This window comes from Caballeronia sp. KNU42, assembly GCF_053760385.1.
Window position 1 is genome coordinate 1477911 of the sequence record NZ_CM132390.1, and the last position, 21054, is coordinate 1498964.

21 protein-coding genes are annotated in these 21054 nt (G+C 61.4%); 13 read left to right on the forward strand and 8 right to left on the reverse strand.

Going from position 1 to position 21054, the window contains the following annotated elements:
• The first annotated feature begins 175 nt into the window (after nt 1-175).
• Nucleotides 176-904 carry a response regulator transcription factor gene (locus ACSOSP_RS37890; protein ID WP_455314141.1) on the forward strand — a complete coding sequence of 243 codons (729 nt, stop codon included), beginning with the start codon at nt 176-178 and terminating at the stop codon, nt 902-904.
• A gap of 72 nt (nt 905-976) precedes the next feature.
• Here ACSOSP_RS37890 and ACSOSP_RS37895 read toward each other — a convergent pair whose 3' ends face one another.
• Together ACSOSP_RS37895 and ACSOSP_RS37900 are read right to left on the reverse strand one after the other, a co-directional pair.
• The gene (locus tag ACSOSP_RS37895) at nt 977-2806 is read right to left on the reverse strand and encodes an ABC transporter ATP-binding protein/permease (RefSeq protein ID WP_455314142.1); all 1830 of its coding nucleotides are present in this window, start codon (nt 2804-2806) and stop codon (nt 977-979) included.
• Nucleotides 2807-2814: 8 nt separating this feature from the next.
• Complete coding sequence (locus ACSOSP_RS37900; protein ID WP_455314143.1) at nt 2815-3690, reverse strand: extracellular solute-binding protein; 876 nt, start codon at nt 3688-3690, stop codon at nt 2815-2817.
• A 247-nt stretch (nt 3691-3937) separates the two neighbouring features.
• Between ACSOSP_RS37900 and ACSOSP_RS37905 the strand changes: the two genes are divergently transcribed.
• The gene (locus tag ACSOSP_RS37905; RefSeq protein WP_455314144.1) at nt 3938-4366 is read left to right on the forward strand and encodes a TOBE domain-containing protein; all 429 of its coding nucleotides are present in this window, start codon (nt 3938-3940) and stop codon (nt 4364-4366) included.
• Between the two features lie 37 nt (nt 4367-4403).
• Here ACSOSP_RS37905 and ACSOSP_RS37910 read toward each other — a convergent pair whose 3' ends face one another.
• The gene (locus tag ACSOSP_RS37910) at nt 4404-5330 is read right to left on the reverse strand and encodes a hypothetical protein (RefSeq protein ID WP_455314145.1); all 927 of its coding nucleotides are present in this window, start codon (nt 5328-5330) and stop codon (nt 4404-4406) included.
• A gap of 225 nt (nt 5331-5555) precedes the next feature.
• Between ACSOSP_RS37910 and ACSOSP_RS37915 the strand changes: the two genes are divergently transcribed.
• The 3 genes from ACSOSP_RS37915 to ACSOSP_RS37925 all read left to right on the forward strand — a co-directional run bounded on the left by ACSOSP_RS37915 (nt 5556) and on the right by ACSOSP_RS37925 (nt 7213).
• Entirely contained in the window at nt 5556-6047 is a 492-nt protein-coding gene (locus ACSOSP_RS37915) for a molybdopterin-dependent oxidoreductase (protein ID WP_455314146.1), read from the forward strand.
• Between the two features lie 140 nt (nt 6048-6187).
• Nucleotides 6188-6751, forward strand: a complete 564-nt coding sequence (locus ACSOSP_RS37920) for a nitrogen fixation protein NifQ (RefSeq protein ID WP_455314147.1) — start codon at nt 6188-6190, stop codon at nt 6749-6751.
• A gap of 138 nt (nt 6752-6889) precedes the next feature.
• Nucleotides 6890-7213 (forward strand): winged helix-turn-helix domain-containing protein, encoded by a 324-nt coding sequence (locus ACSOSP_RS37925; protein WP_455314148.1) that lies wholly within the window; start codon nt 6890-6892, stop codon nt 7211-7213.
• Nucleotides 7214-7241: 28 nt separating this feature from the next.
• Here the strand turns inward: ACSOSP_RS37925 and ACSOSP_RS37930 are convergent, their stop codons facing one another.
• The 3 genes from ACSOSP_RS37930 to ACSOSP_RS37940 form a co-directional block, all read right to left on the reverse strand.
• On the reverse strand, nt 7242-8621 hold the full coding sequence (locus ACSOSP_RS37930; protein WP_455314149.1) for a DUF2325 domain-containing protein: 1380 nt from the start codon (nt 8619-8621) through the stop codon (nt 7242-7244).
• A 185-nt stretch (nt 8622-8806) separates the two neighbouring features.
• Nucleotides 8807-9310, reverse strand: coding sequence for a hypothetical protein (locus ACSOSP_RS37935; protein WP_455314150.1), 504 nt, complete (start codon nt 9308-9310; stop codon nt 8807-8809).
• Nucleotides 9311-9663: 353 nt separating this feature from the next.
• On the reverse strand, nt 9664-10569 hold the full coding sequence (locus ACSOSP_RS37940; protein WP_455314151.1) for a dihydrodipicolinate synthase family protein: 906 nt from the start codon (nt 10567-10569) through the stop codon (nt 9664-9666).
• A gap of 264 nt (nt 10570-10833) precedes the next feature.
• Between ACSOSP_RS37940 and ACSOSP_RS37945 the strand changes: the two genes are divergently transcribed.
• The 3 genes from ACSOSP_RS37945 (at nt 10834) to ACSOSP_RS37955 (ending at nt 13679) form a co-directional block, all read left to right on the forward strand.
• Nucleotides 10834-11787, forward strand: a complete 954-nt coding sequence (locus ACSOSP_RS37945) for a 4-hydroxyproline epimerase (protein WP_455314152.1) — start codon at nt 10834-10836, stop codon at nt 11785-11787.
• Nucleotides 11788-12114: 327 nt separating this feature from the next.
• Nucleotides 12115-12870 carry a helix-turn-helix domain-containing protein gene (locus tag ACSOSP_RS37950; protein ID WP_455315363.1) on the forward strand — a complete coding sequence of 252 codons (756 nt, stop codon included), beginning with the start codon at nt 12115-12117 and terminating at the stop codon, nt 12868-12870.
• A 395-nt stretch (nt 12871-13265) separates the two neighbouring features.
• Complete coding sequence (locus ACSOSP_RS37955; RefSeq protein ID WP_455314153.1) at nt 13266-13679, forward strand: response regulator; 414 nt, start codon at nt 13266-13268, stop codon at nt 13677-13679.
• Nucleotides 13680-13746: 67 nt separating this feature from the next.
• Here ACSOSP_RS37955 and ACSOSP_RS37960 read toward each other — a convergent pair whose 3' ends face one another.
• Entirely contained in the window at nt 13747-13917 is a 171-nt protein-coding gene (locus ACSOSP_RS37960; protein WP_455314154.1) for a hypothetical protein, read from the reverse strand.
• A 241-nt stretch (nt 13918-14158) separates the two neighbouring features.
• On the opposite strand from ACSOSP_RS37960, the gene ACSOSP_RS37965 reads away from it, so the two are divergent.
• From ACSOSP_RS37965 to ACSOSP_RS37980, 4 genes are all read left to right on the forward strand, one after another.
• A complete protein-coding gene (locus ACSOSP_RS37965; protein WP_455314155.1) occupies nt 14159-14830 on the forward strand; it encodes a glutathione S-transferase family protein in 672 nt (223 codons plus the stop codon).
• 117 nt (nt 14831-14947) lie between these two features.
• Complete coding sequence (locus ACSOSP_RS37970; protein ID WP_455314156.1) at nt 14948-16585, forward strand: ATP-binding domain-containing protein; 1638 nt, start codon at nt 14948-14950, stop codon at nt 16583-16585.
• A gap of 8 nt (nt 16586-16593) precedes the next feature.
• The gene (locus tag ACSOSP_RS37975) at nt 16594-17103 is read left to right on the forward strand and encodes a molybdopterin-dependent oxidoreductase (protein WP_455314157.1); all 510 of its coding nucleotides are present in this window, start codon (nt 16594-16596) and stop codon (nt 17101-17103) included.
• Nucleotides 17103-18908: an ATP-binding response regulator gene (locus ACSOSP_RS37980; RefSeq protein ID WP_455315364.1), complete on the forward strand. Its 1806-nt coding sequence runs from the start codon at nt 17103-17105 to the stop codon at nt 18906-18908. The genes ACSOSP_RS37975 and ACSOSP_RS37980 overlap by 1 nt, the downstream gene beginning before the upstream one ends.
• 36 nt (nt 18909-18944) lie before the next feature.
• Here the strand turns inward: ACSOSP_RS37980 and ACSOSP_RS37985 are convergent, their stop codons facing one another.
• A complete protein-coding gene (locus tag ACSOSP_RS37985) occupies nt 18945-19799 on the reverse strand; it encodes a helix-turn-helix domain-containing protein (RefSeq protein ID WP_031363745.1) in 855 nt (284 codons plus the stop codon).
• A 509-nt stretch (nt 19800-20308) separates the two neighbouring features.
• Here ACSOSP_RS37985 and ACSOSP_RS37990 point away from each other — a divergent pair.
• Nucleotides 20309-21043, forward strand: a complete 735-nt coding sequence (locus tag ACSOSP_RS37990) for an OmpW/AlkL family protein (protein WP_455315365.1) — start codon at nt 20309-20311, stop codon at nt 21041-21043.
• The last annotated feature ends 11 nt before the right edge of the window (nt 21044-21054 follow it).

A 21054-nucleotide genomic window follows, 5' to 3' on the forward strand; every position in this document is an offset into this window, starting at 1 on the left:
CTGACTTGTCGCAGCAATTAAGAGTTTTCCGATAGATCAACCCGTTACCGCTGCGCAGAATTCGCGCATCTAAAGCGGTCTCGTGGAGCGTCATGAGACCTTCTTTGGTGGCTTCAATGACGTCGTTTCAGCACGTGCCGAAGTCACCGTTTGCAGGTTCACCGGTCCTGTCATCATGCGCATCGCAGTTCTTCAATCCGATCCCCAGCACCGCTACGTCGTCTGCGCAATCATCGAACGGCTCAATCATGTCTGCGTTCCCTTCAGCGACGGTTTGTCGATGTCGAAAGCGCTCTCCCGTTCCACGGTCGACATGCTGATTCTCGACTGGCGCTCCACCGGCTTGTCCGGGCTCGATTTGCTGAAATCGATGCGCTCGGGCATCGGCGAGCGCGTGCCCGTGATGTTCGCCACGGCGGATGGCGGCGAGAGCAACGTGGTGCGTGCGCTGACCGCGGGTGCGGACGACTTCGTCACGCATCCCGTGCGTTCCGCCGAGTTCGGCGCACGCGTACAAGCGCTGCTGCGGCGCGCCTATCCGGCGAACACTGCCGCTATCACGGAGGTGGGCCCGTATCGCTTCGATTCGCGCCAGCAGAGCGTCACCGTATGGGGCAAACCCGTGCAACTGAGCGGCACGCAATTCCGGCTGGCGTTGCTGTTCTTCTCGAACATCGGGCGGGTGTTGTCTCGCGATCATATTTTCGCCATGGTCTGGGGACGCGAGTTTCGCGAGTCCACGCGGACCATCGACAGCCATGTTTCGCGCTTGAGGCTTGCACTGATGATCGAGCCGATCAATCACTTCCGCTTGCAGCCGGTGTACAAGAGCGGCTATCGGCTGCTGCATCTTTATGGCGACCCCGTCGAGGAATCGCGCGCATGTGAGGAAACCACGGTGTGAGGCATGCGTGGTGTCCAGCTTAAAAAAACCGTCGCAAGACGGTTTTTTTATGTGCACCGCAAGCCGATCCCGTCAAATCAGCCAGATGGTTATCTTGCCGATGTCCACCGAGAACCGATGTGATGTGCCGGTCGTGAGGCGCGCGTCATCGCTGGGAATATCGAATGTGACACCGGAGATTATTAGCCGTGCGTATCGATCTCCGCGCCGCAATTCGATACCGTCAACCGTGCCCTGGAACGCGCCTTCATCAGACAGCGTGATGGCAAGCGCAGGCAGCCGCCACATGACAGTGTGTCCCGCAGGGATTGCAGTATTACCCGCCATGTCCACGCGTAACTCGCCGCCAAGCTCGATCCGGTTTGCTTCAATCAGGCGGCCTTGCCCGACATTGTGGAGCCCGAGCAATTGCGCCACGCGCAATGAAGCGGGGCGCTCGAAGACATCGCTTACCGGTCCTGCCTGAAGCACACGGCCGTGCTCGATCAGCAAGACTTCGTCGGCGAGCAGTGCGGCTTCATCGGGATCATGGGTGACGATCACCGTGACCGCCGATATCTCCCGTTGCAATGCGCGCAACGATTGCTGCAGACGGCGGCGGCGCGGGGTATCGAGTGCGGCGAACGGTTCGTCGAAGAGCAGCAGCTGGCTATGCTGCGTGAGCGCCCGAGCCAGCGCCACGCGCTGCCGCTGACCGAATGAAAGTTCATGGGGCAAGCGGGCCAGCAGCGTCGAGAGGCCGAGCTGATCGACCCATTGCCGCGCGCTTGCCGCATCCGCGCTGAGCGGAAACGCCAGTTGCTGCGCGACCGTCATGTGCGGGAAAAGACCGTAGTCCTGCGGCATATAACCGATCCTGCGCTCTTCGGGCGGCAGGGCATCGAGAAGAGTCGTACCAAGCGTCACGGTAGCCGTCTGCCCGGCTTCCAGGCCCGCGATCAGGCGCAACGTCATCGACTTGCCCGACCCCGACGTGCCGATGATCGCCAGGCGCCGTGTCCGCGGCGCCCATTCGATGTCGAGATCGAAGCTGCCTAGCCGTTTTTTCAGCACGATGCTCAGGCGGCGATCGTCGTCATCCAGCAGCGGATGCACGGGGACGTTGTCCTCCGCATCATCGCCATTGATGAGTTCCGGGCTCAACGAAGCGCGGCCTTGGCGGCTATAGATGGACAACGCTGCACATGCAACGGCAATTGCAAGCGTAGGCAGCAGCAAGGGCATCATGGCCGGCAAGCCCTGGCCGCCGAACACGACATACGTATAAACCGGCAGCGAATACGGGTGATACGCGACCATCACGGTCGCGCCGAATTCACCGAATGCGCGCAGCCACGCCAGCGCCAGCCCGGCGCTGATTGCAGGCCATGCAACCGGCAGCGTGACGCGAAAGAAGCGGCTGCCGGCACGATGTCCCAGCGTGGCGGCCACGTCCTCGAACATGGGGTCCACCGCTGCAAATGCGGAACGCGCCGCGATGATCAGGAATGGCGCCGCGACAAACGTTTCAGCCAGCACGATGCCGGTGAACGAGTCGGTCAGCGCGCCGCCCGTCAGTTGTCCGACCCAGCTATAGGGACCGAGAAGAAACAGCAGCAGGACGCCGCTCGTGAGCGGCGGCAGGGCGAGCGGCAATTGCACGATAAAACCGAGCAGCGCCGCCTTGCGCGAATTTGACCGGGCAAGCAGATAACCCAGCGGCACGCCGCCCAACAGAATGACGAGCGACGCGACGCTCGCGCTGCCCGCCGATACAGCCACCGCCGACAGCGTGCTCGGCCAGTCCACGCCGTGCCAGTCCGCGGCGCCTACTTGCGGGATGCTCGCAAGGAAAGGCGCGCACAAATAGACGGCGAGCAGTGCCGCCAGCCACCACAGCGGTCGCGCGGCGGTGCGTTTCACGGCGTGCTTCACTGGGCAGCGTCGATCACCGCCTGGACGGATGGCGGCATGGCCTGGGTGTTACCGGTGATCGCGGGTTTGATCACATCGACACCATGTTCCTTGAGCAACTCGCGGCCCTTCGCGCTGAGCAGGAAGTCGACGAAGCGGGTCGCGCCCGCCGAGTTCGGTGCATCGCCAAGAATGGTGAGCGTATAGCTTGCCTTGGCTTGCAATTCGGGTGCGGGACGAATGGACGGGATCTTCAGGTCCGAAGTCTCGGTTGAATAGAAGAAACCGCCGTCGAGTTGCCCGGATTGCAAACGGCCGACCAAGGTTTCTTCTGGCAGGACCTGATCGGGATTGTCCGCTGCGCCCAGCGTCTTCTCGACCAGATCAGGCTGGTGATAAAGATCGGCGGCCTTGGTCACCATCTCGACCGTGAATGCGCCTTTGGGGTCCAGTTTCGGATCGGTCCGGCCAATGCGAATGCCCGGTTCCTGCAAGACCTTGTCCCAGCGCTTCGTCTTGAAGTCGTTGGCAAATTTACTGCGCGGGTTATAGCCGATCATCAACGGCGATTCGGCGAACGTCACGTACCACGACACGTGCTCGCCATTGGCCGCACCCATCAGGCTCGTGTTGACCTTCGGGCTCGCGCTGATGAACACGTCGCCGCGACGCAGCTTGCCCTTGATCTCGTTGGCGATCTTGTTCGAACCCGCCGCATAGCCCTGGAAGTGCAGGCCGGTTTCTTTTTCAAAAGCGGGGCCAACGTTGCGCTCCATCAAATTGACGAGCGACCCGGCATATAGCACGTTGACCGCATTTTCATCCGCCATGGCGGCATGGCTCAAGAGCGCGCTGGCCATGACCGCAACCGATACCATCACCTTACGGATCATCTGATTCTCCACTTTGATTCCACATTGATAAAGGGCGTAATAAAGGCCGCTATATTACGCTGAGACTCAACGTGTCCGCTAACGCCATCGGCATGTTTTGCGCGACTATTCGTATCGAGAGGGCCGCATGGTGCGGTTACACTTGTGGCCTGCCTGCAATGCAGGTGACCATAGCAACGCGCGTCCTGAGATCAGGGTGGATCGGGGTGATCAACGCCTTCGAAGGACGCCGCAACCGGAGATGAACATGCGAACAAGCGCCCGAAATCAATTTGTCGGTGAAGTGGTGGACGTCAAGCACGGCGCCGTCAATGACGAGATCCTGCTGCGCGCCAATGACGGCCTAGAGATTGTCGCGGTGATCACGCATGGCAGCGCAACATCACTTGGGCTCGCTCCCGGCAAGGCTGCGTTTGCGCTGGTCAAGGCATCGTCGGTCATCGTGATGGTCGATGTGGCGGATAGCCAGGTATCGGCGAGGAACTGCTTTGCCGGGACCGTATCGGCCGTGACCCCGGGCGCCGTCAATAGCGAAATCATTATTACTGTCGCGGGCGGCGCGCAGGTCGCCGCCATTGTCACGAACGAAAGCGCGCAACGCTTGGGGCTCGCCAGCGGGAAAGCGGCCACGGCGATCTTCAAGGCGTCGAGCGTGATTATCGGCGTGGACGATTAGTCTTCTCGTGCTCGCGCTGCGTCAATTCCTCAGTTCGTCAGTTCAGTGGAATAGCGCGTAGGGTACTGCCGCTGTCAGCGGATTTCGGCCGGTCTATGACGTACAACACGTGATGCGTCCGGTCGATAGCGGTGCCGCGCGCATCCTCGAAATCGTTTGCGATAACGGCAACCGATTCATCGGGGTTTATCTTGCAGACTGCCGTCGAGTTGCATTTTGTATAGAGCGTGCCGTTCGAGTCGATGCTCAACAGGTCGGGTCCGTTGATCTTGATGACCGTTGTGCCCAGGCCGCCGGACTGGGCATGATCGATTAGTCCGGACAGGCTGGTCTTCAGGATCATGTTGTCGGTCTGATCCGATATAAAGACGCTGTCGCCTTGCACGGCTATGCCGACGGGTTTCGCCAGTCCGGTCAACAGGTTGTGTTCGGACGCGGCGTGGCTTGAAACATCGTATGTGATCAGGCTGAGGCCGCCCGTTGCCGGGCTGTTGCCGTTCTTGACGAACCAGGTCGAGAGTATTTTTCCCGTGCCTATGACGGCAAGTCCCAGTCTTCGCCGCATTGGGTCGGTGCCCGACAGGGCGGAGACGGAACGGTCCGCGCCAATGTCGAATACGGCGCCTGCCGTGCCGAATCCGAATCGTCCGACCAGTAATGAACCGCCATCCGCGATGCTCACCTGGCTCAGCGCATTTGCTTGGTCTCCGACCGGCGCAATGGTGGCGAGCGGTTTGAATGTCTTGCCGTCAACCGATGAAAGCACGCTATTGGTTTTATCGTCGGTGATGAAGATCGTGCCATCGTCCGGACGGATAGCAATGCCATTTGCCCGTGCATCCAGCGTGACGCGTTGTGGCGCGCTTACGATTTGCGCCGGGCTGCAACCGGATAGCACGATGACAGCCGCGGCAGTCAAGGTGGCGGCGAGCGTTAGCGCGTAACGAGAGAGACGCTGGGGCATCGTATTTTCCTTAACCATGCATGGGTTCAAGGCCACCAATATATCGCTTTAAGCGATCAGGGTTCGTACTTAGGGCTGCCTTCAGGCTTACCTGAAGCGCATATGCGCGAATTTGTATGTTGCCTATAGTCCGCCCACTGACTTGGCCGCAGCGGCTGCAGCGTAATATTCGCGTGGATATAATGCCGGACAAGCCGCCTGAAACCGGCCCCTGGAGGATGAGAAATGAGTGATGCCTATTCCCCCGCAGTCGCGCTCGAAACCCCTGCGAAAGCCGTCATATCGCTCGAAGGGGATTTCCTGCGACCGTTGAGCGTCGATCTCGCGGAATTCAGGGAGCAACCGAACGTCGTTGCCGATCCGTTCGATCTGCGTTGCTATACGACGAACCGGTTCATCCGGAGTGTCGACACCTATCGTGGGGTGTTGCTGAAGGATTTGATCATGAAAGCCGGACTGCGGCCCGAGCCTAAGGGCGAGTTCAAGCGCACCGTGTTTATCGCGGTCGCGCACGATGGCTACGCGGTCACTTTCTCATGGCACGAGTTGTTCAATACGCCCGTGGGTGAGCGTGTCATCGTCGCGCACGAATGCGGAGGCCGGGCGCTTAGCACCGAGGATGGCGTCCCCATTTTGTTTTCAGGCGCGGATATTCTTCCGGCTCCCCGTCATGTGAAGCGGCTTGTGCGAATCGTGGCGCGGGTCTTGACGCCCTGACTTGATACGGGCTATTTGTAAGGTGTCACAACACACAGACTTGACTCCGGGCTGCGCGTGGCATACTGGTTTTGAGCTGATCCTTCCCGTGACACCCCGCAATCGGCTATACGCTCGAGTACTATTCCCGCTACCCGGCAATGACACATTCGCTCGTGACGCGCGCCCAGTTGCTGGCCGCCTCGGCCACGCCCGATGCCGCCGGCACCGCTTTGTTCGCAACCTTGCTTGCCGCGCACGATGACCCTTCTCTGCTGGGGTTATCGGCGGAACAATTCGTCTTGTTGTACGGTCGGCACTTTGGCTCAATGCAACCGCCAAAAGCGAGCCTGGTTATCCGTTCGGAAGAACAGGCCGGGTTCGTCAGCGCGCTTGCGGCCTTCCTGCTAAATCATGTCCGGGAGAGCGGCGCCGCCGACATGGCCGACGCGGAGTGCCTTGCATCGATCATCGCCCATGCGTGCTTGCGGCCGGACCATCTGTGGCGCGATCTCGGACTAGGCGGGCGCGACGACGTCACCGACATGCTCAGCCGGTATTTCCCGGCACTGGTGATGCGCAATGTCGACGCAATGCGCTGGAAAAAATTCCTCGCGCGAGAACTTGCGCTGTCGCTCGGGCGAGCGCCGCAGCCGGCGCCAGGGTGTCCGGGCTGTGAAGATTTCGGCTTTTGTTTCGGCGATCAATCTGAGCACCGCGCCTGAGCACTGCGGCTTCACGATGCGCAGCAATGCCGTGGATGCATGGGCCTGTCGGGGTCGTGTATGCTTTCGCGCATGGCCAAATCCGTGAAAGATCCAACGACTCCTTCCTTATCCCGTCAGCCCGAGGTGCGTTTTCGCATGCGAATTCGCCAGGCCGATGCCGTGGCAATCGGGCCCGGGAAAATTGATCTGCTGGAGGCCGTGCATGAGCATGGCTCGATCTCGGCTGCCGCGCGCAGCCTGGGCATGTCGTACCGGCGGGCGTGGTTGCTCATCGACGAACTGAACCGCACGCTCAAGGCGCCCGCAACCTCTTCGGAAACCGGTGGCTCAGCGGGCGGCGGTTGCGTGCTCACACCTGTCGGTGAAAAGATCGTGCGGCTTTATCGCGAGATTGAAGCGGAAGCCGCCAGGACCTGCGCGCCGCAGATCTCCTCGCTGATCAAGCTCATGAAACGCTGAGCGTATTGAAAGGCCAGGGCTCCAGGGCTTACCCGTGCCGCAGGCAAAACCGGGACGCCGGCGGCGTATTGCCGGACTTTCCGGCTTGCGATGAGGCGCGGCCAAGCCGCGTCATCAATTCCACAAAGCTCGCCACGCTCGCGGTTCGCAGCGGGTGATAGTCGACCTGATGCCGATCGCATACGCGCTTGAGCAGGTTCATGGAGTCATGGTCGATACAGTCGACCGGAAACACGACGATGTCCGCCCGCGGGAGCGCGGCGGCGAACATGCCCTTGCGGTCTTCTATGCCGCCATCGTGGACAACAAAATCGCCACCCGCCGATTCAACCAGTTGCCTGAGCGCGGCGTTCGAACCGGGCCGGCCGCCCACGTAGACCACGCGCTTGCCGCTCAGGCTGGCGAGGTCATCGGCCTTCGAACCGGCTTCGCTGCCCTGACCCTGAACCACCAGCGCCTGTTCCAGTGCGTTGCATTCGGCCTGGACCACGTTGAGCATGGCAATGGTGTCGTCCAGCCGCTGGCTCAAGCTTTGCGCGTGGCGCTGCTCATCGAGCGCGCGTTGCTCGGCAGTTTCCCGGCGGCTCGTGTGAATCGCCAGACGTTCGTCGCGGGCAAGCAGCGTCTCGCGCAGCGCCTGGACTTCAGCTTCCAGACCTGCTTCCGACACATCGGGCTTGCGCTCCGCCCTGGCCGACAACTCGGCCACTTGCGCGCTCAATTGGCGCAGGGACGCGTCGCGCTCCGTAGTCAATTCGTGCAACTTGTCTTGCTGCCGCTCGATCTTGTCCTTGAGCACCGCATTTTCTTCTTCGAGCGCAACCAGGCGGCGGATGTCGGCCCGGTTGGCCGCACCCACCAGATGAGACAGCATATGCAGGTCGCCGAATGCAGCCTGGCGCACGCTCACGACCGCTTCCGGATGGGTCATCAACGCCCAGTACGCCGACGGAATGTCACCGCTCTTGAGCGCGTCTTTCCAGAGCGCCAGCAGGGCTTCAGGATCCTTGGCCGAGTCGAAGCGGCGCACGGCGCCCGAGTAGCGCGCATCCAGCGCTTTCTGCAACGCCTTGGCGCCCGCGCCGCCGTCTATGGCAAGTTCCACTGCGGCGTGATGAATCTCAAGATCCGTCGCGAGTTGCCGGTCGAGATCCGTGAACTTCGGCACGAGTTTTCTAAGCTCGTTCGTGCTCAGGCATGTACCGATCACCGAGCAATGCAAATGCGAATCCAGATCCGACAGCCGCGCCCGGCGATGCGGACTGCGAAGCTGTGCGTCGGTAGGCGTACAGCAGGCATCCGCCGCGCCGGTCTGAGTGCCGGTGTAAGCACCCACGGCGGCACCCACGGCGCTGCTCGATTCAGTGGACGGCGTGCGGGCAAGGCGGAAGGGGGGAACGGATTGCACATTCACCTCGAATCGATCGGGATGTCAAACGGCTGTAAACGGCTGAAAGCGGCTGAACAGACAACGGCCATTAGCCTGCTCGATGAACGGATATCGAAATATACCATTGAATATAACGGTGCGAATCCGGACGGCTGTTTCGACGAAATCGCAGCCGGTGGTCCTGGCGTACGGGACGCCGGTGTTCAGACTGGCACGCCGCTGCTCGCACGGTCTCGATAGTGCCGCTCGAGCACGTGCTCTACGCATAAGCCGACAAACGTGGCGTCCAGGCGTTCGAGGCTTCGCGCAACCTGCTGAAGACCGATCGTGCCGCTGCCGGGCGCGGCCAGGAGTACCTGATCGCGCTGCTGCTCAGCTGTGCGGGCAGTCTCGATGGCAAACGTCAGGTCGTCGAGGCGGCCGAAGCCGAGCGCGCGAGCGTGATCTTCAAGGGCAGACAAAAGCTCGCCGAGCGGCTGGCCGGTCGTGGATTCGAGGGTGCGGGCATTACCGCGGATGTCTTCGAGCATGAGGACAAATCGGGCGACGCTTGCACGCAGGTTCCGGAATGCATCGACCACTTCCCTGATCGCTTCCGTGCGCTCGGGATCGCGCGCCGAGTTGAGCGGCGTGACCGCGACCGACAGGTCGCGGCGCAGCGGGATGCTGGCGGGAGCGCTGGGTGTGGATGCCTTTTGCCCGGACATGGGTAAATCCTCGAGATGCATGACTGGATCGGTTTCTGTGCGCCGGCAAGATGAATTATCGGCAGCAAAAGAATGATATCGTGATATTCCGTAGAATATAGCGGATGCCCGTTTTTTGCCTTGGGGGGCGGATGGAATTTGGCCGGTTTTGAGGCTTTGGAGCGTGTGCAGGCGGGCTGCTTGCAGGCTCGGGCGGTAGAGCGCTGGGCGAGGTGAGCGGAGCCGGAAGAGGCTCGTTAATGCGGCTGGAGGATGAAAAACCGGTATTGATCAGGAACAAAGCCGCAGCGGCTGCAGACTTGTTTCAACGAGAACAAGTCCGCAGCCGCCGCGGGCAAACCCAACTTAGCGACTTATAACGCCGGCAAAACCGGCCGGGTTTCAATCGAGCGTTTGATCAACGCTTCCACCGCGAGACGTTCGTCGCCTGCCAGCGGCAAGCGCGGCGGCCGGACCGGTTCGGTGCCAAGGCCCACCATTGCCTCGGCCAGCTTGATGTTCTGCACCAGCTTCGCCGAGACGTCGAGCGCCAGCAGCGGCGCAAACCAGCGGTAGATCGTACGGGCTTCTTCCAGGCGGCCCGCCTTGAGCAGCTTGAAGATCGCCACGGTCTCGTCGGGAAACGCGCAAACCAGGCCGGCAACCCAGCCGTGCGCGCCCATCAGGCAGGCTTCCATCGCGAGGTTATCGACGCCGCAAAAGAGTGCGTAGCGGTCCCCGACCGCGTTGATGAGATCCGTGAAGCGGCGTACATCGCCGGCCGATTCCTTGATCGCAACGAGCTTCTTTTCATCGGCGAGTTCGGCGAACATGTCCGGTGTCACATCAACGCCGTACGCGAGCGGGTTGTTGTAGACCATGATTGGCAGCGGACTAGCACTGGCGACCACGCGGAAGTGGTTGAGCGTCTCGCGCCGGTCCGATAAATAACGCAGACCCGGCAGCACCATGTAACCGGCTGCGCCGTGCTTGGCGCCGAGTTCGGCCTGCCGGCAACCGTCGAGCGTGCTGTTTTCCGCAATCGTCAGCAACACGGGCACGCGTCCCTGGGCGGCATCGACGCCGATATCCAGCACCTCGAGCTTCTCGTCGAGCGAGAGCGTCGACGCCTCGCCAAGCGATCCGCAAACGATGATGCCGTCGACCCCCGCCGCGATCTGTGCCTCGATATTCTTCCTGGTCCAGGCGCGGTCTATGCTGAAATCCGCATTGAACTTGGTTGTGACGGCGGGCATTACGCCTTCCCAGATATGCGCCATGGCGGCTCTCCTAAAAGTGATCGGTTGAGTGCAGTCTAAGCATTGCAGAATGGGCCGTCTTGCATGTTGCGCGCAGTTACGATGCCGATTTCGGCACAAGTGCGCTCGCTCGAGGTTCGCTTGTTTGTAGCGAAATTGCGCCATGGGCCTGCGTCATCCCGCGGCCTGGCGGCTCATGAAAACACTGGGATCTATGCCGAAATCGGCATCAAATCCGCTGAGCGCCGCCAAGACGCGTCGCGTCCGAATTTCTACTATGACAGCATGAAAATCCTACACTTCATCGATTCCCACACGGGCGGCGAACCCACACGTCTCGTTACGTCGGGCGGACCGGATCTGGGCGGCGGCAGCCTGGCCGAGCGCCTGGACAACCTTCGCACGAAACACGACGACTGGCGCGCGGGCGTGGTCACCGAACCACGCGGTTCCGACGTGGTCGTGGGGGCGTTGTTGTGCGAGCCGGATGAACCCGCTTGCGCTGCGGCAGTCATTTTCTTCAATAACGTCGGGTATCTCGGCATGTGCGGCCACGGCACGATCGGGCTGATCGTGTCTCTTGCCCACATGGGGAAGGTCCAGCCGGGTTTACATCGGATCCAGACGCCTGCGGGTGTTGTCGAGGCTACGCTGCATCAGGACGGCGGCGTGAGCGTGCGCAACGTGCCGGCGTATCGATACCGGCAAGCGGTTCGCGTGAATGTGGACGGCTACGGGCCACTGACGGGCGATATCGCCTGGGGCGGCAACTGGTTTTTTCTCGTCGCCGATCATGGCCAGGATCTCGTTGCAACGAACCTTGCCCGGCTGACGGCATTCACCGACGCCATTCGTGAGGCATTGCAGGCGCAAGGCATTACCGGCGCGGACGCCGCGATGATCGACCACATTGAACTGTTCGCGGACTCGCCGCGTGCGGGTATCGACAGCCGCAATTTCGTCCTGTGTCCCGGCAGCGCCTACGACCGTTCGCCGTGCGGCACCGGCACAAGCGCGAAAGTCGCGTGTCTTGCCGCCGACAATAAACTGGCCGAAGGCGAGGTGTGGCGGCAGGAAAGCATCATTGGCAGCGTGTTCGAGGCAAGCTACCGGCGCCCGGGCGAACTCGCGGGCGAGGCGGTAATCCCGACCATCACCGGACACGCGCACATCATGGCCGAAGGCCGGCTCTACTTCGACAGCACAGACCCGTTCGCCTGGGGTATTCCGGCGGCCTGAGGGCAGGACAAAAGGAAGTTGTCGGTCCCGGGCCGGGCAACGCTTTCTCCTTGCTTTCTCCTTGTCCTGCTTGCCCAAACCTTCCTGTCGTCAACACCAATTTTGACGGACGCTTCTCGCCTCTATAATCGGGCGCAGCGCGGTGCGCGCTCCATCCACGCGGCATGCGCGGCATGGGCGGTACTTGCGGACCCCGACGACGCCAGCGAGACGCGAATGACCATTACGACGGACCGTCCGGCGCATGCTGAACCCGAACACGGCGCCGCGCCACCCGGCTTGCACGCGACGCTTGCGGCCCCTGCGGGCGCGGCTACGCTCGAGGCCATGCTGCAGCATTTCAGGCTGCTCGAACCGGTCTTCGACGCGATGCCCGATATCGTTTTCTTCGTGAAGGACGCGCAGGCGCGTTACGCCCTCGTGAACCGTGCGCTGGCTTCGCGCTGCGGCCTGAAGGACAAGCAGGGCCTCCTTGGCAAGAGGGCGGAAGAAGTATTTCCGCAACGCTTTGGCCGCATTTATACGGCGCAGGACCAATCGATCATTGCGCAGGGCAACCCGATGATCGACCAGCTCGAACTGCATCTGTACCCGGCGCGCCAACCGGGCTGGTGCATGACGTCCAAGCAGCCGCTCCACGATGCACACGGCACGGTCGTCGGCCTGGCCGGCATCTCGCGCGACCTGCAGGCGGACGAAGGGACGCATCCGGCTTACAGCCGGCTCGCCGCCGTCGTCCAGCATATCCAGAGCAACTTCGTGCAGCCGCTGAACATGCCGCATCTGGCGTCGATGGCGAACATGTCGATTGCCCAGCTCGAGCGTTATTTCCACAAGGTCTTTCATCTGACGCCGCGTCAGGTGTTGCTCAAGACGCGGCTCGATGCGGCGACCGCGCTGCTTGTCACGCACGACAAGGTCACCGACGTGGCGGCGTTATGCGGCTACACCGACCACAGTGCGTTCACGCGGCAGTTCAAAGCGACGGTAGGCCTGACGCCCACCGAATATCGCGCGCTGTTGCGCTCGCATCATGTGGTCGCGCATTCCCCGACGCATGCCGCAGCCAGGCTTTCACTGTGAATATCCGCATCGATAAGTCTGAACTTTCAAAACGTCATGGCGGGTAAAAAATTACCTACGGTGGGCCGACCCGCGTTCGCTACACGCTTGCACGCAGCGCCGCCGCTAACCTATTAGGGTTTGCGCAAAGCCCCGCGCAGCCGGGCTTTCGCCGTGCTTGCTCATGCAGTTTCTGCGCTCGGTCTGTTTTTTGCTGCATGCTGCCTAGACCACGCAATGAGGCATACTGCGCCCGTTGAAATTCTTAATCCGCGCGACGTTCGACACCGGCGCGCGCGGCAGATCACACGGTGCCGCATGGATCGCATGCCGTCGTGCCGCAAGGTCCGCAGTGAGTGAGACGCGAGGGCCGCGACATCGGCGCCGGAATCCAGTTTGGGCTGTCAGAAAAGATAATGATGAATGATGTAGCGAGACTGGGACATACCAGGATTGTGCTGATCGAAGATGACCTTGAGAGCCGCGAATCACTGCGAATGCTGCTGGAAGAGGAAGGTGCGGAAGTCGTTGCCGTCGCGGACGCTGAAGAGGGCGCCGAGACTGTCATCCGCGTGTTGCCCGACGCTGTCATCTGCGACATCGACCTGCCCATGATGGATGGTTTTTACCTGATCCAGCGCCTGCGAGACCATGAGATTCGAGGCAACCTGACGCCGTCGATAGCGATTGCCCTGACAGGCCACGACGGCGAGGAATACCGCTTGCGAAGTATCGGCGAAGGGTTTCAGCACTTCATGACAAAACCCGCGCACCCCGATGCGCTCGTGACACTGATCCAGCAGTCTCTTGGTTCGCGCGTGCACTCCTAGCGTTTCATCGGCACGCGGCTGGTCCGCACTCGCAGGCCGAGTGCGGGCTGCTCACGCGATGACGCTCTTATGACCGGTCGCGGCTGCGCGCGCGAGTGGCGCCGGTGATCACGGCAATGCCCAGCAGGATCACATCGACGATCAAGATGGTGTGCTGCGACACATGCATGGCGACCAGCGCCCATGACACGCCGCCGATCAGGATCAGCCAGCCCAACAGATAAATAACCAGGGTCATTGAATTGTCCTTTTGCGTTGTCTTGATCTGGAAAAAGAGGGAAAAGCAGGCAACGGCAGCCCTCGTCCGATCATGCCCGTCGCACAAAGCGGGCCTCGCCTCATGAATTCGACACTAAACCGAGGAAATGCTCGGTGCGGATGTGGCCTTCCCGCGAACGCCCGTACGCAGCCATGTTGTATTCTTGGCGCGTTTGTGCCCGGACTTCAATCCTCGATTTAAACCCCTACGGCAATCCTCCATGCTCATTGTTCATCACCTCAACAATTCCCGTTCACAACGTGTGCTCTGGATGCTGGAAGAATTGGGCGTCGACTATGAAATCAAGCGTTATCAGCGAGACCCCAACACCATGCTTGCGCCGCCCGAGTTGCGCGCCGTGCATCCGCTCGGCAAGTCGCCGGTCATAACCGACGACGGCCAGACAATCGCCGAGTCGGGCGCAATCATCGAGTACCTGAACGAGCGTTATGGGCAAGGACGCTTCGCTCCCCCACACGGGACCACGCCTGAACGCATTCGCTACAACTACTGGATGCACTACGCCGAGGGCTCCGCCATGCCGCCGCTGTTGCTCAAGCTGGTGGCGCTGCGGATCGGCAGCGCGCCCATGCCGTTTTTCGTCAAGCCTATCGCGCGCCGGATCGCGCAGACCATGCAGGACAGTTTCATCGACCCGCAATTGAAACTGCACTTCGGCTTCATCGAGAGCGAGCTGTCGAAGTCCGTTTGGTTCGCGGGCGACTCCTTCAGCGCCGCCGACGTGCAAATGAGCTTCCCGCTCGAAGCCGGAACCCAGCGTGCGGGCGCGAAGAAGCTTCCTCACGTGGCGGCTTTCATCAAGCGGATTCACGAGCGGCCGGCCTATCAGAGAGCGTTGCAGCGTGGCGGAAAATACGATTTTGCGGATTGACCCGGGACGGCCGCGCGGCTTGCGTACAATGGCCGCTGGTTTCCCGGATCCGGCATGAATCAGGCGTTATTCATGCACTTTCCGGCACTCATACGCACTTAGGCACGAAGGCGAAGCATGGCTCGAATCGTCCCCGACGACTGGAAGAATATGGCAGCGACCGGCGCTGCCGTGCGTGAACTCGACACGCTGGCGCTGCTTGCAAAACTCCCCGACGACTACACCGTGTATCACGGTGTTCACTGGACCCGCATCAACGAAGGTTTTTCGGTGTTCGGCGAAGCGGACTTCGTGGTGGTCGCGCCGTCGGGCCGGGTGCTGATCATCGAACAGAAGGCGGGGTTCCTGCGCGAGACCCCCGCGGGCCTGATGAAGGTCTACATGCAGAAAGAGCGTAACGTCGCCATCCAGCTTGCACGCACGCTCGAGAACCTGCACCGGCGTTTCACCGCCGCCTTTGGCGCGGGCACCTACCGGATTGAAGAGCTGCTGTATTGCCCCGATTACACGGTGAAGGACGCGTCCATTGCAGGCGTGCCCGAAGCGCGCATTGTCGATGCCAGCCGCAAGTCGAAGCTGCCATCGATCGTGCTGGATATTTTGCCGCCCAACGAGCCGCGTTTCGAGGCGTCCGCGCGGATCCACCACTTTCTCTCCGACGAGCTCGCCCTCACGCCCGATACCAACGCGCTGGTCGGTCAGGCCGACATGCTCGTCACCCGGCTCTCGGGAGGCCTCGCCACCTGGGCACGGCGGCTCGAATTCCAGCCGTTCAGGCTGCGCGTGATCGGCACCGCGGGCTCGGGCAAGACGCAACTGGCGGTGCAGGTGATGCGTGATGCGGTGGCGAAGGGCCATAGCGTGCTGTACGTGTGCTTCAACCGGCCGCTCGCGGATCACATCCGCCTGGTCGCGCCGCCCGAAGCACGCATTGCCAATTATCACCAGCTCAGCGCAAGCGTCACGCGCGATGCCGGCATCCCGCCGGACTTCAGCCAGCCGAACGTATTCGCCACACTGGAGGAGCGTTTCGCCAACGTCGAGATTGCGCAGCACTGGAAGTTCGACGTATTGATTGTCGATGAAGGCCAGGACTTCCAGGCGGCCTGGGTCGATGCGCTCGCGCGCTTGCTCAAGCCCGATGGCGCATGGTGGTGGCTCGAAGACCCGATGCAGAACCTGTATTTCCGCGACCCCGTGCCGCTGCCCGGCTGGACCACGTTGCGCGAGACCACGAACTATCGCAGTCCGCGCGACTTGCTGGCGTACATCCGACGGATCGTTGGGCGCGACGTGCGGCTCGATGCGGGCAGTCCGTTCGATGGATCGGAGGTCAGTCTCTCCACCTATGAAAACGGCCATCCCGACGAAGTGATCGAGGCGACCAAGCGAGCGATCACCCAGGCGCTGGCGCTCGGCTACCGGAAGCAGGACATCGCGGTGTTGTCCTTTCGCGGACGCGAAGGCTCGGTGCTGACATCGGTCGACCAGCTCGGGCCGCATCGCTTGCGCAGTTTCACGGGTAGTTACGATTTGTTCGGGAATCCGGAATATCGGGAGGGTGACGTACTGCTCGAATCGATCTACCGGTTCAAGGGGCAATCGGCGCCCTGCGTGATCCTGACCGAAGTCGACTTCGATACGTTCGACGAACAGGTCGCGCGCAAGTTCTTTGTCGGCGCGACGCGCGCCACCATGAAACTGATCGTGGTGGCGTCCGAACGTGCGGCGCTCGCGTTCGACGAACAGCATTGAGCGCCGCCATGACACAGCCGCGCGTCTTGAGAACGCTGGGGGCTTCGCTGCCTGCTCTGCTGCTCGCTCTGTCATCCCTTGCGGCGAGCGCTGCTCCGTTGACGCTGGACGTGCAGGGAATGATCGGGCGTACCAACGACGTGGACCATAGCGTCTATCACGTCAGCGAAGCCGAACTGCTGAAGCTGCCCGTGCATACGATTACGACCTCGACCACCTGGACGCCGAAATCCACCTTCACGGGCCCGCTGCTGGGTGACGTGCTGAAGCTCGTGGACGCGCGCGCCGACGACATCGAAATGCGCACGATCGACGACTATTCCTACACGGTGAGCGCGAGGGAAGCCGAGCGTTACGGTGCGATTCTCGCGTACAGCATGAACGGTGTGCGCCTCACCGTCAGCAACTTCGGTCCGTTGTTCCTGATCTACCCGCGCGACGCGTATCCGTCCGAGCTGACGGGTTCAGCCGCGGAGGCGAAGTTCGTGTGGCAGATCAAAGGGATGGTCGTGAAATGATGCGTGCGGCGCTTGGCCGGTTCAAGGTTGCGATGCTGGTTGCGGCAGCTATCGCGCCGCCGCTTGGCGGCGTGGGCTATGTGCTGTATTCCGTCCTGCTGGCGAACCAGAGCACGCAGCAGCTTACCCTGCCGTACGACGGCTTCTACTGGGACGGTGCGCAGTTCCAGATTGCGTACGGCCGCTTTGCGAACCAGATCCTGTTGTATCGCAGCGGAATCGACGCCGATACCGACGAGATCCAGCTCCGCTTCGAAGTGCTTGAATCGAAGCTCGCCGTTGTCACAGCTTCCACCGCGATGCTCTCCGATCGCGGCTCCCTGCGAAACCGCCAACAGGAAATCCTGCGGCAGCTGGACGCGGCGCTCGAGTCTGTCGAACCCGATATTGATGCGTTGAAAAGGGACCGCACGCGCACGCTGAAGATCATTGGCGTGTTGCGGCAGAACCAGGATGCAGTGAACGAGCTGGCGAACGGACGCCGCGTGGTCGACGTGCTGGAGCGTGACTACATTGCGCGTGATTTCATGTCGAAGCGGCGCTACCTGTTCGCAGCGGGCATGCTGCTCGCGCTGCTCTCCATGGTCGCCACCGCCATGCTGCTGCTCAACGGCTACCGCCGTTCGAAGCTCATTCACCAGCAACGCGCGGCGCTTGAAGCACAGCATCAGGCAACCCGCGCGGCGCGCGAAGCGTCGCAGGCGAAGGACGCGTTCCTCGGCATGATCAGCCACGAGCTGCGCACGCCGTTGCATGCCATTGTGTCGTCGGTGGAACTGCTCGAACTGAACCTGCATAGCGAAAGCGATCGCAAGATCATCCAGCGGCTCGAGACCGGCGCCCGTCATCTTGAGGCCCAGATGCGCGACCTGACGGACTTCGCGCGGCTCGGCGCCGGCAAGCTTGAATTGCGGCTGACAGTTTTCGATCCCATGGAACTGCTCGACTCCATCGTGGACGCAAATACGCCCGCGGCCGTGGCGAAGGGTCTGGCATTGCGCGGGCAATTCGCGGGCGAGGCGGGCCTGGTGGAATCGGACCAGCACCGGCTGCGTCAGATCGTGACCAACCTGGTGACCAACGCGATCAAGTACACCGACGCCGGTTCGGTCGATGTACGTTTCGAACGCTCGCTCGAACGGCTCGATATCTCCGTGGTCGACACCGGTCCCGGGATTGCGCGCGAGCAGTTGCCGCTGATCTTCAAGGAATTCACGCAACTCGATTCATCGACCACCCGGCGTTTCGATGGCGCCGGCATGGGCCTCGCGGTCGTGCGCGGACTGGTCGAATTGCTGGGGGGCGTGGTCAACGTGTCGAGTGACGTCGGTCAGGGTGCGGCGTTCCGCGTGAGTTTGCCCGCCGCGCCGGTGGCGCGAATGCCCGAGCGCGAGCGTGCGCCCGCGGACTTGCCGCCGTTGAAGAAAGCACGCGTACTGGTGATCGACGACCACGATTCCATCCGCGAGTCGCTCACTGAAATGCTGGCGCACCTGGGGTATGCGAGCGTGGCCATGCCCGACGTGGACAGCGCGCTCGAGTGGCTCGAGGACAATCAGGCTGATGTGATCCTCGCGGACCTGCACATGCCCGGCAAGGACGGGTATTCGTTCGTGAATGAATACCGGGCAAGGCGGGCGGCGGGCGCGAGTTTGCCGGTGATCGCGGTGAGTGCCTACGCACCGGACCTGGTCGACCCCAGCGCCGCCATCCTGTTCTTCGATTACCTGCTCAAGCCCGTGCGCTACGAGGTGCTGAAAAGCGCCTTGGCGCGGGCGTTATCGGCGACACGGCGAATACATTGAGCGGTGAGCGTGGCGGGTGTTGCGTGGCGCCGGGAATCAGGTCCGCTGCAAACGCTTCGACAGGTCGGCCACAAGGATCGCCATGCGCGCCGGTTTCTCGAAGCACGTGACGTTGTAGCGCTGGATGATGTCGCTGATTTCCGACTCGCTTGCCTTGCCGGTCGTCAGTTCGCCCGTCAATACGAAGATGGGCGCATCCGGGTTGTCGGAGTTGCGCACGGCGCGGATAGCGTCGGCGGACGTATGTGCCCCGAACAGCCAGTCGATCACCACCGCATCGAACACCTGCGTCTGCAGCGCTTGCGAGAAGCCTTCCAGACCATACAGAGCGACCGCGGTGAAACCGCTGCGCTCCAGATAATCGTGCAGGTTGTCGGCCGAGGTCTGATCGTCGTCCACGACCGCGATCAGCGGTTTGTCCATGTCGGTGCGGCGCGGCTGGATCTCGATCTTGTGGACATCGTGAGCGGCGTGCAGCAGCACGCCTTCGTGCGTTGTCACAAGCCACCGGCCGTTCATGTTTTGCGCAATGAAATCCGGGCGGCTGCCCGGTTCGAGCGCTTCGCCAATCCATGCAACGCAGGGAACTTCGATAGCGCCAAGCATCAGCACGGCATCCTGGGCGGCGCCTTCGGTGTCGTCCACGTCGGCGTTCTTCGCGTCGAAGAGCTGCAAGGCAGGCTCGTCGAACGCGTCGGCCACGCGGCGGATCTGAGCGAGCGTCCAGGGGCTGTTGCCACGGAGTTTTCGATGTCCCTGCGAGAAGCTGAGGTCGAGGATGCGGCAAAGCTCGGCTGTCTGCTGCCGCTTGCCAATGCCGTGGCGATTCATCAGGTCGCGAACGCGCTGGGCGACTGCGAGGGAATCGGTGGATGAGGTTTCAGTGACCATGCTGCCTGTGGACCAGTTGAAGCGCGTGGCGGGTTCGGGATGGATCGGGGGGTATTGTAGGCGTAAGAGCGGGTGAGTTCGAAAAACTCTTGCGAAGATAAACGCCTGTCTTGACGGGGACAGGACCTTGTTACCGGTTGTGAATCCACGAAATGCATTTGAGCCGCTGGCAGGTTCGTGCCTGGCAAACGTTACTTGCCATCAGATAACGACATGAAACCGCCTGAAGCAATATTAAACGATCGAACGGGTATTCGGGTCGTTTGACCGATCGCACAAATCATCATTCGATGACATGCGTTCTTTGGACTACAGCCGTCCCGCGCTTTTGATCGAAGGTGGCTGCCGCGATGAGTTCGGCAGGCGAGCACGCAGCAAATCGAGTTTCGAATTCTTACCAGATTCCAGAAGTATTTCTCCAGCGCAGAGCGAATTATTCGTACGATCGTTCGCATAGAATCTTCTCCAGATCCACTGACAGGATCGGATAAAACGGAGGAGACATGAGCATGCAGATACGAGCGTTGGGCGTGATGAACGTGATGGCCGCGTTGTTGGTCAGTACGGCCGCGCATGCGCAGAGCGCCGGTGACATCGTGGCGAACCTCGGCTGGTTTCATCTGGCGCCGCAGGATTCGAGCAAGCCGTTGACGGTGAGCGCCCTTGGCACGAGCACGACCGAAACCGGTACGGGAGCATCGGTCGACGGCGCGGACACGTTCGGCCTGACGGCGACGTATTTCATTACCGATCACATCGCGGCTACTGCCGTGCTTGGTGTGCCGCCCAAGTTCACGCTGTCCGGCAGCGGAACGCTCTCGTCGCTCGGGCAGATGGGAACGGCTTATGAATGGAGCCCGACCCTGTTGCTGAAGTATTACTTCAATGACGCGCAGAGCCGGCTTCGGCCTTATCTTGGCGCCGGGGGCTCGTATGTCTGGTATAGCGGGGTGAAGTTGAGTTCTGCCATGTCCAGCGGCAGTTTCCTGTATTCCTCAAGCTATGGGACGGCACTGGAAGGGTCGACGACAGCCAAGCTGAGCAGCTCGTTTGCACCGGTCATCAACGCGGGGCTTTCTTATAACATCGACAAGCATTGGTCGGTCGATGCCTCGCTCTCTTATATGTGGCTGTCAACGCGCGCCACGCTGACAACCCAGTCGAAACTGGGCACCGTGACCAGCAGCACCAAGATCAAACTCAATCCGATCATCTCGTTTGTGTCAGTCGGGTATCGGTTCTGATCTTCTCCGCC

Coding starts and splice junctions, on each gene's coding strand:
- ACSOSP_RS37890 (WP_455314141.1), top strand. CDS start 176: ATGCGCATCGCAGTTCTTCAATCCGATCCCCAGCACCGCTACGTCGTC.
- ACSOSP_RS37900 (WP_455314143.1), bottom strand. CDS start 3,690: ATGATCCGTAAGGTGATGGTATCGGTTGCGGTCATGGCCAGCGCGCTC.
- ACSOSP_RS37905 (WP_455314144.1), top strand. CDS start 3,938: ATGCGAACAAGCGCCCGAAATCAATTTGTCGGTGAAGTGGTGGACGTC.
- ACSOSP_RS37910 (WP_455314145.1), bottom strand. CDS start 5,330: ATGCCCCAGCGTCTCTCTCGTTACGCGCTAACGCTCGCCGCCACCTTG.
- ACSOSP_RS37915 (WP_455314146.1), top strand. CDS start 5,556: ATGAGTGATGCCTATTCCCCCGCAGTCGCGCTCGAAACCCCTGCGAAA.
- ACSOSP_RS37920 (WP_455314147.1), top strand. CDS start 6,188: ATGACACATTCGCTCGTGACGCGCGCCCAGTTGCTGGCCGCCTCGGCC.
- ACSOSP_RS37925 (WP_455314148.1), top strand. CDS start 6,890: ATGCGAATTCGCCAGGCCGATGCCGTGGCAATCGGGCCCGGGAAAATT.
- ACSOSP_RS37935 (WP_455314150.1), bottom strand. CDS start 9,310: ATGTCCGGGCAAAAGGCATCCACACCCAGCGCTCCCGCCAGCATCCCG.
- ACSOSP_RS37940 (WP_455314151.1), bottom strand. CDS start 10,569: ATGGCGCATATCTGGGAAGGCGTAATGCCCGCCGTCACAACCAAGTTC.
- ACSOSP_RS37945 (WP_455314152.1), top strand. CDS start 10,834: ATGAAAATCCTACACTTCATCGATTCCCACACGGGCGGCGAACCCACA.
- ACSOSP_RS37950 (WP_455315363.1), top strand. CDS start 12,115: ATGCTGCAGCATTTCAGGCTGCTCGAACCGGTCTTCGACGCGATGCCC.
- ACSOSP_RS37955 (WP_455314153.1), top strand. CDS start 13,266: ATGATGAATGATGTAGCGAGACTGGGACATACCAGGATTGTGCTGATC.
- ACSOSP_RS37960 (WP_455314154.1), bottom strand. CDS start 13,917: ATGACCCTGGTTATTTATCTGTTGGGCTGGCTGATCCTGATCGGCGGC.
- ACSOSP_RS37965 (WP_455314155.1), top strand. CDS start 14,159: ATGCTCATTGTTCATCACCTCAACAATTCCCGTTCACAACGTGTGCTC.
- ACSOSP_RS37970 (WP_455314156.1), top strand. CDS start 14,948: ATGGCTCGAATCGTCCCCGACGACTGGAAGAATATGGCAGCGACCGGC.
- ACSOSP_RS37975 (WP_455314157.1), top strand. CDS start 16,594: ATGACACAGCCGCGCGTCTTGAGAACGCTGGGGGCTTCGCTGCCTGCT.
- ACSOSP_RS37980 (WP_455315364.1), top strand. CDS start 17,103: ATGCGTGCGGCGCTTGGCCGGTTCAAGGTTGCGATGCTGGTTGCGGCA.
- ACSOSP_RS37985 (WP_031363745.1), bottom strand. CDS start 19,799: ATGGTCACTGAAACCTCATCCACCGATTCCCTCGCAGTCGCCCAGCGC.
- ACSOSP_RS37990 (WP_455315365.1), top strand. CDS start 20,309: ATGCAGATACGAGCGTTGGGCGTGATGAACGTGATGGCCGCGTTGTTG.